Origin of the sequence: Reyranella sp. (genome assembly GCF_004297405.1) — a bacterium.
In the GTDB taxonomy this organism is placed as follows: domain Bacteria; phylum Pseudomonadota; class Alphaproteobacteria; order Reyranellales; family Reyranellaceae; genus Reyranella.
Genome location: NZ_SCVC01000006.1, coordinates 405,501 through 420,176 on the forward strand (window position 1 = coordinate 405,501; position 14,676 = coordinate 420,176).

The following is a 14,676-nucleotide window of genomic DNA, read 5'->3' on the forward strand; positions in this document are numbered from 1 at the left end:
AAGGCGCTTTCGCAAGTGAGTAGTTCCTTGGAGATATCAATGCATTCTTCCGATTTCCCGTCTCATCTTTCCCGCAGGAAACTTGTGGCTGGCGCTGGCGCTGGCGGCCTGGCTGCGATGGCGCTGTTCGCCTCGGCCGCCCATGCTCAGGAGGCCTTTCCAACCAAGCCGTTGTCGGTCGTCGTGCCGATGGCGCCGGGCGGCAGCACGGACTATCTGGCGCGCACCGTGGCGCAGCATCTGAGCGAGGCGCTGGGCAAGCCCGTGGTCGTCGACAACAAGGCTGGCGCCACTGGTGCGATCGGAACCAGCTTCGTCGCAAGAGCGCCCGCCGACGGACATACGCTGCTGGTGGCGCCGAGTAGCGTCATTGTCGTCAATCCGCTGGTCAGCAAGGTTTCCTACGACACGGTGCGCGACCTCAAGCCGATCGGGTTGCTGGCCAAGGTCGAGGTGATCGTGGTCGCGGCCAAGGAGACCGGCTTCAAGACTTTGGCCGACATGATCGAGTACGCCAAGAAGCATCCTGGAAAGCTGACCTATGGTTCGAACGGGCAGGGCAGCGCATTCCATTTGGCCGGGGAGATGCTGGGCCTCATGGCCGGCGTGGAGATGCTGCACGTACCGTACAAGGGCGCGTCGCTGGCCGAGGCGGCGTTGCTGTCGAACGAGATCAACATCATGGTGACCAATACGGTGTCGGCAATGCCCTACATCAAGTCGGGCAAGGTCGTGCCGCTTGCGATCGCCAGTTCGTCGGGCAAGTCCCGCGAGTTGCCTGAAGTGCCGCTCGCGACCGAGACACTGCGAGGCTACACCGCCGACACTTGGCTCGCGCTCTATGCGCCCGCCGCCACTAGCGATGCGGTGATCGCCAAGCTGAACGCCGCCGTGAATGACTATCTGCGGGATCCGCAGCAGGCGGCAGCGCTCCGCAGTCGCGGCATGGAACCGGCGCCTGGCACAGCCGATGACCTGCAGCGCTATCAGGCACAGGAACTCGCGACGTGGACCAAGGTGGCCACGGCACTGAAGGCGGCCAGGCGTCTGGAGTAGGCGATCGGCCATTGGCGTCCGCAAGACGAATGCTATGCTTGCGGACGCTGTTCCTCCCAGGTCGTATTACATGTCTGTCAGTCTGCCTCGTCGCTGGGGGTCGGATGTACCGACGCCAGCAGATCAATTCGAAGTCAAACGCCGCGCGCTGATCCGAGAAGCGGGCAAGGCCTTCAGCAAGCTTGGTTACCACAACGCGTCACTGACCGATGTCGCGAAGGCACTGAACGTGACCAAGACAGCCTTGTACTACTACGTCAAAGATAAAAACGAGATACTGCTCGAATGCCATAACATTGCGCTCGATCTCGGCGACCAGGCCCTGAAGGAAGCCAATGCCGAGCCGCGGAGCGCGTTCGAGAAGATCCGGCTGTACGTGTTCCGCTACATGCAGATGATCAATAGTGAACTTGGCAACTATGCGGTGTTGACGGAGCCAGTCACGTCGCTGCGGGCGCCGGAACGGGAGACGATCCTCAAGCGCCGCAGGAACCATGACAAGATTCTACGTCAGTGGGTTCGCGAAGCGATAGAAGCCGGGGATATCGCACCGGGCGAACCGGCGCTGATCGTCGCTTTCATGATGGGGACGATCAACTATATCCCCACGTGGTTTCGTCCCGACGGCAAGGTATCCGGCGATGAAGTTGCGCGAAGCTTCACGGTTCTGATTTCGCAGGCATTGCAGGGACCGATTCCAGTCAGGAACGTGTAGCTCAACCTGGAGGGTCAGCGAGCTGCGCCGGCAGCCAGAAGGGCGTCGATCTCGGGGTTGGCGTAACCTGCTTCCGCGAGCACTTCACGGGTGTGCTCGCCCAGCCGCGGCGCGTGTGTCTCGGCCGGGCGTTCGCCGCCGGAGAATTTGTTGGCACGACGCGAGCGGCGAATGCGGCCTTCGCTCGGATGATCCTCGGGCTGGAAGAAGCCGACATCATCGAGATGTGGATCGGTCAGCAGATCGTCGATCGAATTGTAGCGCGCCGCTGGCACGTCGAGCCGATCGAAGATCTCCAGCCATTCAGCCGTGGTCTTCTGCGCCAGGCCGTTCTTGCGGACTTCGAAATAGGCGGCGGCATTCGCCGTGCGCGAGGCGGCGCTGTCGAAGCGCGGATCCTGCTTGAGTTCCGGCCGCCCGATGGCGTCGAAGAAGGCGAAGGCCTGCGGGTTGGTATTGGGGCCGACGGTGATGTAGCCGTCCTTGGTGGGCAGGGGCCGATAGTCCGGGCTCAACAGCCGGCCATCGCCGCTAGGACCGACCGGCGGATCGAAGGTCGCCGCACCAAGATGCTCGCTGGAGACGAAGGAGGCCATGTTTTCCAGCATGGGCACGTCGATCGCTTCGCCACGGCCGGTCTTCTCGCGACGATAGAGGGCAAAGCCGATGCACTGGGCGGCGATCAGGCCGGTCGTGTGATCACTCATGACCATCGGCACGAAGCGCGGCTCGCCGGTGGCCCGCTCCAAGGTGCCAGCGACACCCGACAGGCTCTGCACGATGGGATCGTAGGCGGGGCGATTGTAGTAACGGCCACCACGACCGAAGGCCAGGATGGAGCAGTGGATCAGCCTCGGATTCCGTGGCGCCAGGCTCGCGTGGTCGAGGCCAGCACGGGCGAGACCTTCGGGCCGCACGTTGCTCACGAACACATCGGCCCGTTCGATCAGGCGGTGAAGGGCCGCCAACGCATCCGGCTTCTTGAGGTCGAGGACGATCGAACGCTTGTTGCGGTTGAAGTTGATGAACTTGCCCGACATGCCGGGATTGCGGCTGCCCTGCGCCATGGTGCGCAGCAAGTCGCCGCCCGGCGCTTCGACCTTGATAACCTCGGCGCCATAGTCGGCGAGCGTGCGCGTGCAGATCGGACCGACCACGACAGTGGTCAGGTCGACGACGCGGACGCCCGCGAGCGGGCCACTCACGCCGCGAACTCCAGGTCCATCTCGCCGCACAGCACGCCATTCTTGTCGGCGGCCCAGATCTTGAGCTTGCCGTCCTTCTGCTCCTCGCCGCGTACGTCGATCAGATCACCGACCCAGAGCGGATGGACGAGGCGGGCGGTGTAGCCGGTGAGCTTGCCCTTGGCGCGCTTGAGGGCGGCATCGACCATCAGATGCATGGAGAGGCCGCCGTTAGACACGATCGCCGGATAGCCTTCTTCGCTGCGCGTGTAGTCACCGTCGTAGTGAATGCGGTGCGCGTTCCAAGTGATGCCGCCGTAGCGAAAATTAATCGTATTGGTGAGCTGGGTCGTGTCGCTCCACGCTTGGTCCGTGCGCGCCTTCGTCGCCACCGTTGCGGTGGTCTTCTGCCCAGGAGGCACGGCCGGACGGTAGATGGCGTCGAACGTGTCGACGGCGATCGTCTTGGCGCTCTGCTCGATCGTGTGGCGCATGGTCAGGACGAAGATGTCGCCCGAACGGCCGGTCTTGGGAACGATGTCGGCGACCTCGGCTTTCTTCACGGCAGGTTCGCCGGCCCGCAGGGGCGCCAAGATCTTGACCTGGCGGCCGGCACCCATGCGGCGTGGCATCGGGATCGGTGGCAGGACGATGCCCTTGTTGGGATGGCCATCGGGGCCGAGTTCGCTCTGACGGATCGTCTCGCCGAAGAACACCGTGAACCAGTGCGGCGGCAGTTCATCGCCCCGCTTGATGCTGTCGGGGTCGACGTCGAAGGTCGCAGCGACCCGACGGACGGCCATCATGCCGATATCGTCCTCGACCGTGCGCACGCGCCCGATCCAGGGGCGCAGATCCTTCATCGCTTCGTCCATCCAGCCGCTCATCGCGTCTCGTCCTCATGTCTGTTCGCGCGGGAGAGTCGCACGCATGCCGGCAAACAGAAAGGGCCTGCTTTCGCAGGCCCTTTCATCAGTCGAAAGATCGGACGATCAGATCGAGTAGTACATCTTGTACTCGACCGGCGCCGGCTGGTGTTCCCAGTTGTAGACCTCTTCCCACTTGAGCTCCATGTAGGCGTCGATCTGGTCGTCGGTGAACACGCCGCCCTTGGTGAGGAAGGTGCGGTCGGCGTCGAGTGAATTGAGCGCCTCACGCAGCGAACCGGCGACGGTCGGAACCTTCGACAGTTCTTCCGGCGGCAGGTCGTACAGGTTCTTGTCCATCGGATCGCCCGGATGGATCTTGTTCTGGATGCCGTCGAGGCCGGCCATCAGCATCGCCGCGAAGGCGAGGTACGGATTGGCCGACGGATCCGGGAAGCGGACTTCGACGCGCTTGCCCTTCGGCGACGCCGAGTAGGGGATACGGCACGAGGCCGAGCGGTTACGTGACGAGTAAGCCAGCAGCACCGGCGCCTCGAAGCCCGGGATGACGCGCTTGTAGGAGTTGGTGCTGGCGTTGCAGAAGGCGTTGAGCGCCTTGGCGTGCTTGATGATGCCGCCGATGTAGTACAGCGCCGTCTCCGACAGGTCGGCGTAGCCCGAGCCCGCGAACAGCGGCTTGTTGTCCTTCCAGATCGACTGGTGGGTGTGCATGCCCGAGCCGTTGTCGCCATAGAGCGGCTTCGGCATGAAGGTCAGCGTCTTGCCGTAGCTGTGGGCAACGTTGTGCAGGGTGTACTTGTACTTCTGTACGTTGTCGGCGGTCTTCACCAGCGTGTCGAACTTGAAGCCAAGTTCGTTCTGTGCCGGCGCCACCTCGTGATGGTGGATTTCCATGACCAGGCCCATGTCGGCGCAGACCGACATCATCTCGGCGCGCAGGTCGTTATGCGTGTCGACCGGCTGCACCGGGAAGTAGCCACCCTTGATGCCCGGACGATGGGCGAGGTTGCCGCCTTCGATAGCGGCGCCGCTGTTCCACGGCGATTCGTTCGAGGAGATCGAGTAGAAGCTGCCACCCATCTGGACGTCGTAGCGCACGTCGTCGAACACGAAGAATTCAAGCTCGGGGCCGAACACGGCAGTGTCGCCAACGCCGGACGACTTCATGTAGGCCTCAGCGCGCTTGGCGGTCGAGCGCGGGCAACGGGCGTAGAGCTGACCGGTCGAGGGTTCGACAACGTCACAGCTCACGATCAGCGTGGTCTGCGCAGCGAAGGGGTCGAGCACGGCCGTCGAGGGATCCGGCATCAGGATCATGTCGGAGTCATTGATCGTCTTCCAGCCGGAGATCGACGAACCGTCGAACATCACGCCGTCGACGAACGTGCCTTCGTCGGTGGCAGTGGCCATACGGGCCGTGTGCTGCCACTTGCCGCGAGGATCGGTGAAGCGGAAGTCAACGAACTTGACGTCCTTTTCCTTGATCATCGCGATAACTTGCTTGGCATCCATTTGTCGCTCGTCCCTCTACTTGTGGTTACGTCTCCGGCCCCCAAAGGCCTGGTCCTCATACGGCGGCGTCACCACGCTCGCCAGTACGAATTCGGATTGCATCGTCGATGCTCGACACGAAGATTTTGCCGTCGCCAATGCGGCCGGTGTGTGCCGAACTGCGGATCGCCTCGACGGCCTTCTCGACCATCTCGTCCTCGATGATCAGCTCGATCTTCACCTTGGGCAGGAAGTCGACGACATACTCGGCACCGCGGTAAAGTTCGGTGTGGCCCTTCTGCCGGCCGAAGCCCTTGGCTTCCAGAACGGTGATGCCCTTCAGCCCGATCTGGTTGAGGGCGTCTTTCACCTCGTCCAGCTTGAAGGGCTTGATGATCGCTTCGATCTTCTTCATTGGCTTGAGACACTCCGCACGCAGACGCCGGGCCCTCCCGGTCGGGAGAGCTCGTTGTGAACGGGCATGAAGCAAATTTCATGCCATAGTTTTCCACAAGCGAATCGGCGGCTGCTCAATAGGCGGAGAGAGGAGCCGTCTCAGGATTGTTTAGTACGTAGGCGGTTTGATTGTTTTCGGGGCGAATTGTTGCCCAAAGATAAGGCAGGACGGAAACTTCGATGAAATCTGCGAATTCGCTGATGTCCAGCCTCGGCACGACGGTCTTCGAAGTCATGTCGGCGCTGGCCCGCGAGCACAAGTCGGTCAATCTTGGCCAAGGGTTTCCCGACGACAAAGGTCCGGACGAAGTCCGAGCGGCGGCCGCCGATTACTTGCTGAACGGCCATAACCAGTATCCGCCGATGATGGGGATTGCCGAACTGCGCCAGGCCGTGGCCGAGCATGCCAAGCGTTTCCAGGGCCTCGAGGTCGACTGGCAGAGCGAGGTGCTGGTGACCTCCGGCGCCACCGAGGCGTTGGGCGATTGTCTGTTCGGTCTCATCGAGCCCGGCGACGAGGTCGTCCTCATCGAGCCGCTCTACGACTCATACTTGCCGATGGTGCGCCGTGCGGGGGGCATTCCGAAGCTGGTGCGCCTGGAGCCGCCGACCTGGCGGCTGCCCAAGGAAGAGCTGGCCGCTGCCTTCAGCGACCGCACCAAACTCATCCTGTTCAATACGCCGATGAATCCCTGTTCCAAGGTCTTCGACGAGGAGGAGCTCGATTTCATTGCCGGGCTCTGCCTTAAGCACGATGCCTATGCCATCTGCGACGAAGTCTATGAGCACATTATCTTCGACGATCGCCGCCATGTTTCGTTGATGACCCGACCAAACATGCGCAACCGGACGGTGCGTATCGGCTCGGCCGGCAAAAGTTTCAGTCTCACCGGCTGGAAAGTCGGCTACATCACAGCAGCCCCCGATCTCATGAGATCGATCGCCAAGACGCACCAGTTCATGACCTTCACGACGCCGCCGAACCTGCAGTGGGGGGCTGCCACGGGCTTACGACTGGGAGACAGTTATTTCACCGGGCTCGCCCAGGACATGCAACGCAAGCGGGACCGGCTCGCCGGGGCTCTCTCGGAGATCGGCTTCGAGGTTCTGCCAGCTCACGGGACCTATTTTGTCACCACTGATTTCCGGCCCCTTGGTTTCAACGGGACGGATGAGGATTTCTGCCGGCACATCACAGTGGAGGCGGGGGTGACTGCCGTGCCGGTCAGCGCCTTCTATGACGAGTCCGTTCAGGCGCCTCGCCATTTCGCGCGCTTCTGCTTTTGCAAGCACGATGCGACGCTCGACAGCGCTGTGGAGAGGCTGGCGGCGCACTTCAGGCGGTAGAAAGTGACAAATTGCAGTCTGGCGAGGCCAAGCTGCAATTGTTACACTTCACCAGGATCGGTAAAGAGTGCCAGCGCGTAAGATTACTGCATTGGCATTGCCAATATCCACCTACCGCCAGCGAGATCGTGTCAGCACCAAACATCCCCAGACCCACCAGGATCGATGGCCGCCGTTTGCGCAGCGAGCGGACGAAGCAGCTCATCATCGAGGCCTATCTCGCCTTGCTGCGTGAGAACACGCTGACGCCCATGCCAACCGCCGCGGAGATTGCCGAGCGGGCAGGCTATTCGGTGCGATCGATCTTCGAGCGTTTTCCAGATCTCCATACGCTGCGTGTCGCGGCGGCCGATTACGGGCTGGCTCATGCGGCTGCGCTTGCGCCTGCCCGCCACGTCGATGCGGACCGTCCGACCCGGATCAAATCCCAAGTGGAAACTCGAGCAGGAACCTGTGAGCGTGGTGTTGCCCTATGGCGGGCGCTGACAGTCAATGTCGACGAAGACGATGCGCTCAAGCTTCGCCTCCGCATTGCGCGTGAGCGCACGGTCGATCGCATAGAAATCATGTATCGGCCCGAACTTGCGACCCTGTCCGGAATCGATCGGAAGAACTTGCTGATTGCTCTGGAAGCATTGACGGATATGGAAAGCTGGGCGCGGATGCGCGAAATGCATGGCCTGTCGTTTGCAGAGTCCTGCGCGGTCTGGACGCGGGCCATCGACCGGATGCTCCCGTCGACGCCGATTTAGATCTGACTTCACACCACCCGCAACGGAACTGAGCAACGTGTCGGACGCGTCGACAAAGAAACCCAATCGAATCGACGGCCGCCGTTTGCGCAGCGAACGGACGAAGCAGCTCATCATCGAGGCCTATCTGGCTCTTGCCGATGCGTTTTCGCCGCGCGTTCCGACAGCTGCCGAGATCGCGGAGAAGGCGGGGTACTCGGTACGATCGATCTTCGAGCGTTTTCCGGATATTCGTGCCCTTCAGATAGCCTCTGTCGACTATGCGATGGCGCAGGTGACAGCTTTGGCTCCGCCGAGCGAACTGGAAGGCGACCGGCAAGCACGCCTGAAATCACAGGTTCGCTCGCGTGCCCTGATCTGCGAGAAATGGTTGCCGCTGTGGCGTTCGTTGATCATCAATCAAGGCGACTCGGTAGAGTTGAAGGATCGCATTAGGCAGGCGCGCGAGCGCTTCATGGCGCGCCTCGAGATCGCCTTCCAGCCAGAACTAGCCACCGTGTCGGAACTGGAACGCCGGCAGCTCTTGATTGCTCTCGAGGCTTTGACCGACGTCGAGTGTTGGGCGCGGATGCGCCAGTTCTTTGATCTTTCGTTCGACGAGGCCTGCACCGCATGGGTACAGGCGATCGACCGGTTGCTTCCTCAAGCCGCGACCAACGACTGAATGGGCCTCGGGTGACTGGTGTGGTGAACAAGTTTTCCGATGCCATGCCTGCAGCCCGAACCGACGGTCGCCGTTTGCGCAGCGTGCGGACGCGCCAGCTGATTATCGAGGCCTACCTGCTGCTGCTCCGTGAGAGCCCGCAGATTCCCACAGCCGCGGCGATCGCGGAGCGCGCCGGCTACTCGGTTCGATCGGTGTTCGAGCGCTTCACCGATCTTCATACGTTGCGCGTGGCGGCCACCGATCACGCGATGTCGCAGGCTTCCATGCGGGTCGCCGAGCAGCCACCTCGTGGTGACCGCGCCGCGCGCCTCAGGATACATGTCGAGATGCGCGGTCGCGTCTGTGAGGAATGGTTGCCGCTCTGGCGGGCGTTGAACGCCAACCAGGGCGAATCGGATGAGCTCAAAGGACGTATTCGGCAGGTCCGGGAACTGATCATCCGGCGGCTCGAGGCGATGTACGAGCCCGAATTGTCGAACCTTGGACCCGTCGAGCGCCGGCAGACGGTCTTGGCGATCGAGGCACTGATCGACTTCGAAAGCTGGGCACGTATGCGGGAAATGTTCGGCCAGTCCTTCGAGGAGGCATGCGCCATCTGGGAGAGGGCAATCGACCGTTTGCTGCCTGCGACGCCGCCGGTTTCTTGACGCTCCGGTCGCTGCAGCGTAGGAAGGCGCCGCTTCGTTGGGAGCGATCCACGATGGCGGCCGTAGCTCAGTTGGTTAGAGCGCCAGATTGTGATTCTGGATGTCGCCGGTTCAATTCCGGTCGGCCGCCCCAATCGCCCACACGCCATAGCCCTTAGTGCGCCGTTGCGCGACCTCACTCCCTCCGACGATCTCGCTCTCCTGAGCTGTACGGAAATGGCGAAGGCCGATGCTTTCGCCATCGCCGGCGGCATACCCGGCAGGGCGTTGATGGAGGCAGCCGGTCGCGCCGTGGCGGCCGCCGTCATGAGGCGGTGGCCGCGTCGTCCGGTGGTGGTGCTGTGCGGCCCAGGGAACAACGGCGGTGATGGCTTTGTCACTGCACGCATTCTGCATGAAGCCGGCTGGCCGGTTCGGTTGGCCCTTGCCGGAGCACTTGCCGACCTGAAGGGGGATGCTGCGTGGGCCGCTGGCACCTGGGAGAGGGCCGTCGCCCCCCTGTCGGTTGCGCTGCTGGACGGCGATCCGCTGGTTGTCGACGCGCTTTTCGGTGCCGGCCTGTCGCGGCCGATCTCCGGAATTGCTGGCAGTGTCATTGATCGCTTGAATGAGCGCCTTCTGACCGTCGTTTCTGTCGATGTTCCAAGCGGCCTCCACGGCGATAGCGGTCAGGTGCTAGGGCGAGCGCCCAAGGCGGCCTGCACCGTCTCATTCTTTCGCGCCAAGCCCGGCCATTATTCGGAAGAGGGGCTGAAACGATGCGGCGACCTGCATGTTGTCGACATCGGCATCCCTCCTGCAGCCATTGCCGCTGTCGCACCCCGGCAATGGCTCAACGCCCCTGCCTTATGGCGGGAATTGCTGTTGAGAAACGATCTTGCCGACCACAAATATGCGCGAGGGCATCTCACCGTCCTGGCGGGCCCTCTGGCGACCGGCGCCGCTCGCTTGGCCGCATTGGCCGGCCGGCGGGCAGGCGCAGGACTGGTGACCATTGCTACGCCGCGTTCGGCTCTGCCTGTCTACCAAGCCGCCGAGCCCGGCAACCTCGTCGTCGAGGCCGATGACGCAGCCACTTTTGCTAGGCTTCTCGAAGATCCGCGCCGCAATGCCGTCCTGATCGGGCCGGGATCCGGGGTCGGCGACAGAACGAAGGGCGGCGTGTTGGCAGCCTTGGCTGCACAGCGTGGTGTGGTGCTGGACGCCGATGCCATCACGAGCTTCGCCGGGGAGCCCCAGCATCTCTTCCAGAGCATTCGGGGTGAAGTTTTGCTCACGCCGCATGAGGGCGAGTTCCGCCGGATGTTTCCCGGTGTGGGCGGCGAGGGCGGTAAGGTTGCCCGCGCCCGCCAGGCGGCGTCGTTGAGCGGCGCCACGGTGCTGCTGAAGGGGCCAGACACGGTTATCGCCGCACCTGACGGCAGGGTCGTCATCAATGTGCATGCCTCTGCAGCTCTGGCGACGGCTGGTTCGGGTGACGTGCTTGCCGGCGTTGCGGGCGGGCTGATGGCGCAGGGGCTGACCGCCTTTGCCGCCGCTGCCGCAGCTGCATGGCTCCATGGCGACTGCGCCCGACGCTTCGCGCGTCCGGGGCTGATTGCGGAAGATTTGCCCAACTTAATTCCGGATGCGCTGCAGTTGGCCTTCAGCGTCAATTGACCGTTTGACGGGCCCGGGCTAAGAGGCGCGCGATTCGGCCTTCGAGGCACGCCCCGATGGCCCTTGTCGTCGATGTGGGCCGATTCGGGCGGGCGTGGTGAAATTGGTAGACACGCGAGATTTAGGTTCTCGTGCCGCAAGGCGTGGGGGTTCAAGTCCCTCCGCCCGCACCAGGAAATGCCAGGAAATGGAAGTGAGACGATGCAAGTGACGGAACTCTCGGCCGAAGGGCTGAAGCGGCAATTCAAGATCGTCGTGCCGGCCGGTGATCTGTCGGCCAAGGTCGACGAGCGGTTGGCCGAGATGGCCCAGACTGCCGCGATGCCGGGCTTCCGCCCAGGCAAGGTGCCGGTCAGCCTGCTGAAGAAGCAGTACGGCCAGGCGCTGTTCGGCGAGGCCGTCGAGCAGGCTGTCAACACGAGCACGGCAAAGGCGATCGAAGATCGTGGCCTGCGGCCCGCGCTGCAGCCGCGCGTCGACCTGAAGCAGCTCGAAGAGGGCAAGGACGTCGAATTCGAAGTGGCGATCGAAGTGCTGCCGGAGATCGGCAAGCTCGACTTCTCGGGCGTCGAACTGGAGCGCCTGAAGGCCGCCGTTCCGGACAAGGATGTCGACGATGCGCTTGACCGTATCGCCAAGGCAAACCGCGAGCAGAAGCCTGTCGACCCGCCGCGTCCGGCCCAGAAGGGCGACGCGATCAAGCTCGACTTCGTGGGCTCGGTCGATGGTACGGAATTTCCGGGCGGCGCCGCCAACGACTACACGCTGGAGCTTGGCTCGGGTTCGTTCATCCCGGGCTTCGAGGATCAGCTCCTCGGCGCCGAGGTCGGCAAGACCGTCGACGTGAAGGTGACGTTCCCGGCCGACTACGGTGCGGCTGAACTCGCCGGCAAGGACGCGGTCTTCAAGTGCACGATCAAGGAGATCCATGAGTTCGTCGACAAGCCTGCTGACGACGAACTGGCGAAGAAGAACAACTTCGAGAACCTCGAGGCCATGCGCAAGGCTGTGGGTGAGCGGATCGGCCAGGACTACACCCAGATTTCGCGCCAGATGGTGAAGCGTCAGCTGCTCGACAAGCTTGCCGACACCCACAAGTTCGAGGTGCCGGAAGGCCTGATCGACGGCGAGTTCGGCGCGATCTGGCAGCGTATCGAGGAGGCCAAGAAGAACGGCCAGAAGCTCGAAGACGACGAAGAGAAGATGAAGAAGGAGTATCGCGAGATCGCCGAGCGCCGGGTCCGTCTCGGCCTGCTGCTGGCCGATGTCGGTCGCTCCAACAACATCGAAGTGACGCCGGAAGAGCTGAACCAGGCGGTGATGCGCGAGGCGATGCGCTATCCCGGCCAGGAGCGCCAGGTGCTGGAGTTCTATGGCAAGAACGCCGAGCTGAAGGAACAGCTTCGCGCGCCGATCTTCGAAGAGAAGACCGTCGACTTCATCCTCGAACTGGCGAAGGTCACCGAGAAGTCGGTTACGCCGGAGGAACTGCTCAAGGCAGCTCGCGAGGCGGAAGAAGAAGAGCCCGCGGAGAAGGCGGCGAATTGATCCAGAGCCGGCGGCCTTGAACCAGGCCGCCGGCGCTGCCACTTTCAAAGGGACATCATACTCAAGGGGGCCCGCGATGAGTCGCGACCGCGATCCGCTGGAAGTCTACAACAACTACTACGTCCCGATGGTCGTCGAGCAATCGGCGCGCGGTGAGCGCGGCTACGATATCTGGTCGCGTCTGCTCAAGGAGCGGATCATCTTCTTGAATGGTCCGATCGAGGACAACGTGGCGGGGCTTGTCTGCGCCCAGCTGCTTTATCTCGAGGCCGAGAACCCCACCAAGGACATCTCTTTCTACATCAACTCGCCAGGTGGCGTGGTGACGTCGGGGTTGGCGATCTACGACACGATGCAGTACGTGCGTCCCAACATCTCGACCTTGGTGTTCGGCCAGGCCGCGTCGGCCGGCTCGCTGCTGCTGATGGCGGGCGAGAAGGGCAAGCGCTTCTCGCTGCCCAACGCCCGGATCATGATTCACCAGCCCTCGGGCGGCGCCCAGGGCCAGGCGACGGACATTGAAATCCACGCCAAGGAAATCCTGCTGACCCGTGCCCGCCTCAACCAGATTTATGTCAAACACACCGGCCGGACGATCGAGGAGATCGAAAAGGGGATGGAGCGCGACCGCTTCTTCTCCCCGCCGGAGGCCAAGGAATTCGGTCTGATTGACGAAGTATTCGACAGACGGCCGACCCCGACGATCCAGGCGGCTGCCTCCTAAAGCGGCCGTCGCGACCAATTGTTTCCCTTTTGCACGCCGACACACCATATTTTGATGTTGTCGCGATCTAGGGGGCACGTTTAACATAACCTTGGTGTGGGCTCGCAGGTCGACGGGCCCCCCAAGCGGAGGTGCGTTAACGACATGCCAGCCGCCAAGTCCGGGGGTGACTCCCGTAACACCCTGTATTGCAGCTTCTGCGGCAAGAGCCAGCATGAGGTCCGGAAGCTTATTGCCGGCCCGACCGTGTTCATCTGCGATGAATGCGTCGAGCTCTGCATGGACATAATCCGGGAAGAGAGCAAAACCACTCTGGTCAAATCCAAGGACGGCGTTCCGTCGCCCAAGGAAATTCGTCAGATCCTCGATGATTATGTAATTGGCCAGGACCAGGCCAAGCGTATTCTCGCCGTTGCCGTGCACAACCATTACAAGCGGTTGAGCCATGGCGGGAAGGCGAACGACGTCGAGATCGCCAAGTCGAACATCATGCTCATCGGCCCGACGGGCTGCGGCAAAACCCTGCTGGCCCAGACTTTGGCCCGCATGCTCGACGTGCCGTTCACGATGGCCGATGCCACGACTCTCACCGAAGCCGGTTATGTCGGTGAGGATGTCGAGAACATCATCCTGAAGCTGCTGCAGTCGGCCGATTACAACGTCGAGCGGGCACAGCGCGGCATCGTCTACATCGACGAAGTCGACAAGATCAGCCGCAAGTCCGACAACCCGTCGATCACGCGCGACGTGTCGGGTGAGGGCGTACAGCAGGCTCTCCTGAAGATCATGGAAGGCACCGTGGCTTCTGTGCCGCCGCAAGGCGGGCGCAAGCATCCGCAGCAGGAGTTCCTGCAGGTCGACACGACCAACATCCTGTTCATCTGCGGTGGCGCCTTCTCTGGCCTCGACAAGATCATCTCCATGCGCCGCCAGGGCACGTCGATTGGCTTTGGTGCCGAGGTGAGGGGGCCTGAGGATCGTCGCACAGGCGAGGTGTTGCGCGACCTCGAGCCCGAGGACCTGCTGAAGTACGGCTTGATCCCCGAGTTCGTCGGCCGTCTGCCGGTGGTTGCTACGCTCGAAGACTTGGATGAGAGCGCGCTGATCGAGATCCTGACACGGCCGAAGAACGCGTTGATCAAGCAGTATCAGCGGCTGTTCGACATGGAGAATGTGAAGCTCAAATTCTCCGACGACGCGCTGCGCGCAGTCGCCCAGAAGGCGATTCTCCGGAAGACCGGCGCGCGTGGGCTGCGCTCGATCATGGAGACAGTGCTTCTCGATACCATGTACGACCTGCCGTCACTCGACGGAGTCGAGGAAGTCGTGATCAACCGTGAAGTCATCGAGGGCCGCGCTCAGCCGCTCTACGTGCACGGGGAGCGCAAGGAAGGCATCGCTGCTGCGCCGGCCTGATTTTTGCTACGTCGGCGACAACCGTTGCCGGCGGTCTTCCCGACGGGCCTTGAACAAGATCCTGTTCGGGCCAATCTCTGCTAACGAGTGCACGCGTTTGTGTGCCGTTGATCGCCTATTTGGGGGT

General features: G+C 62.5%; 14 protein-coding genes and 2 tRNA genes. 12 read left to right on the forward strand and 4 right to left on the reverse strand.

Features of this window, described 5'->3' with window-relative positions:
• The first annotated feature begins 39 nt into the window (after positions 1-39).
• Together EPO50_RS04110 and EPO50_RS04115 are read left to right on the forward strand one after the other, a co-directional pair.
• Positions 40-1,056 carry a tripartite tricarboxylate transporter substrate binding protein gene (locus tag EPO50_RS04110; protein WP_296341385.1) on the forward strand — a complete coding sequence of 339 codons (1,017 nt, stop codon included), beginning with the start codon at positions 40-42 and terminating at the stop codon, positions 1,054-1,056.
• Between the two features lie 70 nt (positions 1,057-1,126).
• Entirely contained in the window at positions 1,127-1,771 is a 645-nt protein-coding gene (locus tag EPO50_RS04115; protein WP_296341386.1) for a TetR/AcrR family transcriptional regulator, read from the forward strand.
• A 14-nt stretch (positions 1,772-1,785) separates the two neighbouring features.
• Here EPO50_RS04115 and EPO50_RS04120 read toward each other — a convergent pair whose 3' ends face one another.
• The 4 genes from EPO50_RS04120 to EPO50_RS04135 form a co-directional block, all read right to left on the reverse strand.
• Entirely contained in the window at positions 1,786-2,976 is a 1,191-nt protein-coding gene (locus EPO50_RS04120; protein WP_296341387.1) for a CaiB/BaiF CoA-transferase family protein, read from the reverse strand.
• On the reverse strand, positions 2,973-3,842 hold the full coding sequence (locus EPO50_RS04125) for a hypothetical protein (RefSeq protein ID WP_296341388.1): 870 nt from the start codon (positions 3,840-3,842) through the stop codon (positions 2,973-2,975). Before EPO50_RS04125 ends, EPO50_RS04120 begins: the two co-directional genes overlap by 4 nt.
• 105 nt (positions 3,843-3,947) lie before the next feature.
• A complete protein-coding gene (gene glnA / locus EPO50_RS04130) occupies positions 3,948-5,354 on the reverse strand; it encodes a type I glutamate--ammonia ligase (RefSeq protein WP_296341389.1) in 1,407 nt (468 codons plus the stop codon).
• 55 nt (positions 5,355-5,409) lie between these two features.
• Positions 5,410-5,748 carry a P-II family nitrogen regulator gene (locus EPO50_RS04135; protein ID WP_296339444.1) on the reverse strand — a complete coding sequence of 113 codons (339 nt, stop codon included), beginning with the start codon at positions 5,746-5,748 and terminating at the stop codon, positions 5,410-5,412.
• A gap of 221 nt (positions 5,749-5,969) precedes the next feature.
• Here EPO50_RS04135 and EPO50_RS04140 point away from each other — a divergent pair, with 221 nt between their 5' ends.
• The 10 genes from EPO50_RS04140 (at position 5,970) to clpX (ending at position 14,549) form a co-directional block, all read left to right on the forward strand.
• Positions 5,970-7,136 (forward strand): aminotransferase, encoded by a 1,167-nt coding sequence (locus tag EPO50_RS04140; protein WP_296341390.1) that lies wholly within the window; start codon positions 5,970-5,972, stop codon positions 7,134-7,136.
• A gap of 11 nt (positions 7,137-7,147) precedes the next feature.
• Positions 7,148-7,888: a hypothetical protein gene (locus EPO50_RS04145; RefSeq protein ID WP_296341391.1), complete on the forward strand. Its 741-nt coding sequence runs from the start codon at positions 7,148-7,150 to the stop codon at positions 7,886-7,888.
• Between the two features lie 37 nt (positions 7,889-7,925).
• Positions 7,926-8,552 carry a TetR/AcrR family transcriptional regulator gene (locus EPO50_RS04150; RefSeq protein ID WP_296341392.1) on the forward strand — a complete coding sequence of 209 codons (627 nt, stop codon included), beginning with the start codon at positions 7,926-7,928 and terminating at the stop codon, positions 8,550-8,552.
• A 23-nt stretch (positions 8,553-8,575) separates the two neighbouring features.
• Positions 8,576-9,202: a TetR/AcrR family transcriptional regulator gene (locus EPO50_RS04155; protein WP_296341393.1), complete on the forward strand. Its 627-nt coding sequence runs from the start codon at positions 8,576-8,578 to the stop codon at positions 9,200-9,202.
• Positions 9,203-9,258: 56 nt separating this feature from the next.
• Positions 9,259-9,335 (forward strand) — tRNA-His (locus EPO50_RS04160).
• Positions 9,336-9,418: 83 nt separating this feature from the next.
• Positions 9,419-10,861, forward strand: a complete 1,443-nt coding sequence (locus tag EPO50_RS04165; RefSeq protein ID WP_296342323.1) for an NAD(P)H-hydrate dehydratase — start codon at positions 9,419-9,421, stop codon at positions 10,859-10,861.
• Between the two features lie 88 nt (positions 10,862-10,949).
• Positions 10,950-11,034: transfer RNA gene (locus EPO50_RS04170), tRNA-Leu, on the forward strand.
• A 28-nt stretch (positions 11,035-11,062) separates the two neighbouring features.
• Entirely contained in the window at positions 11,063-12,409 is a 1,347-nt protein-coding gene (gene tig, locus EPO50_RS04175) for a trigger factor (protein WP_296341394.1), read from the forward strand.
• Between the two features lie 76 nt (positions 12,410-12,485).
• The gene (locus tag EPO50_RS04180) at positions 12,486-13,133 is read left to right on the forward strand and encodes an ATP-dependent Clp protease proteolytic subunit (RefSeq protein ID WP_296341395.1); all 648 of its coding nucleotides are present in this window, start codon (positions 12,486-12,488) and stop codon (positions 13,131-13,133) included.
• Positions 13,134-13,277: 144 nt separating this feature from the next.
• Positions 13,278-14,549: an ATP-dependent Clp protease ATP-binding subunit ClpX gene (clpX, locus tag EPO50_RS04185; protein ID WP_296341396.1), complete on the forward strand. Its 1,272-nt coding sequence runs from the start codon at positions 13,278-13,280 to the stop codon at positions 14,547-14,549.
• Positions 14,550-14,676 lie beyond the last annotated feature (127 nt).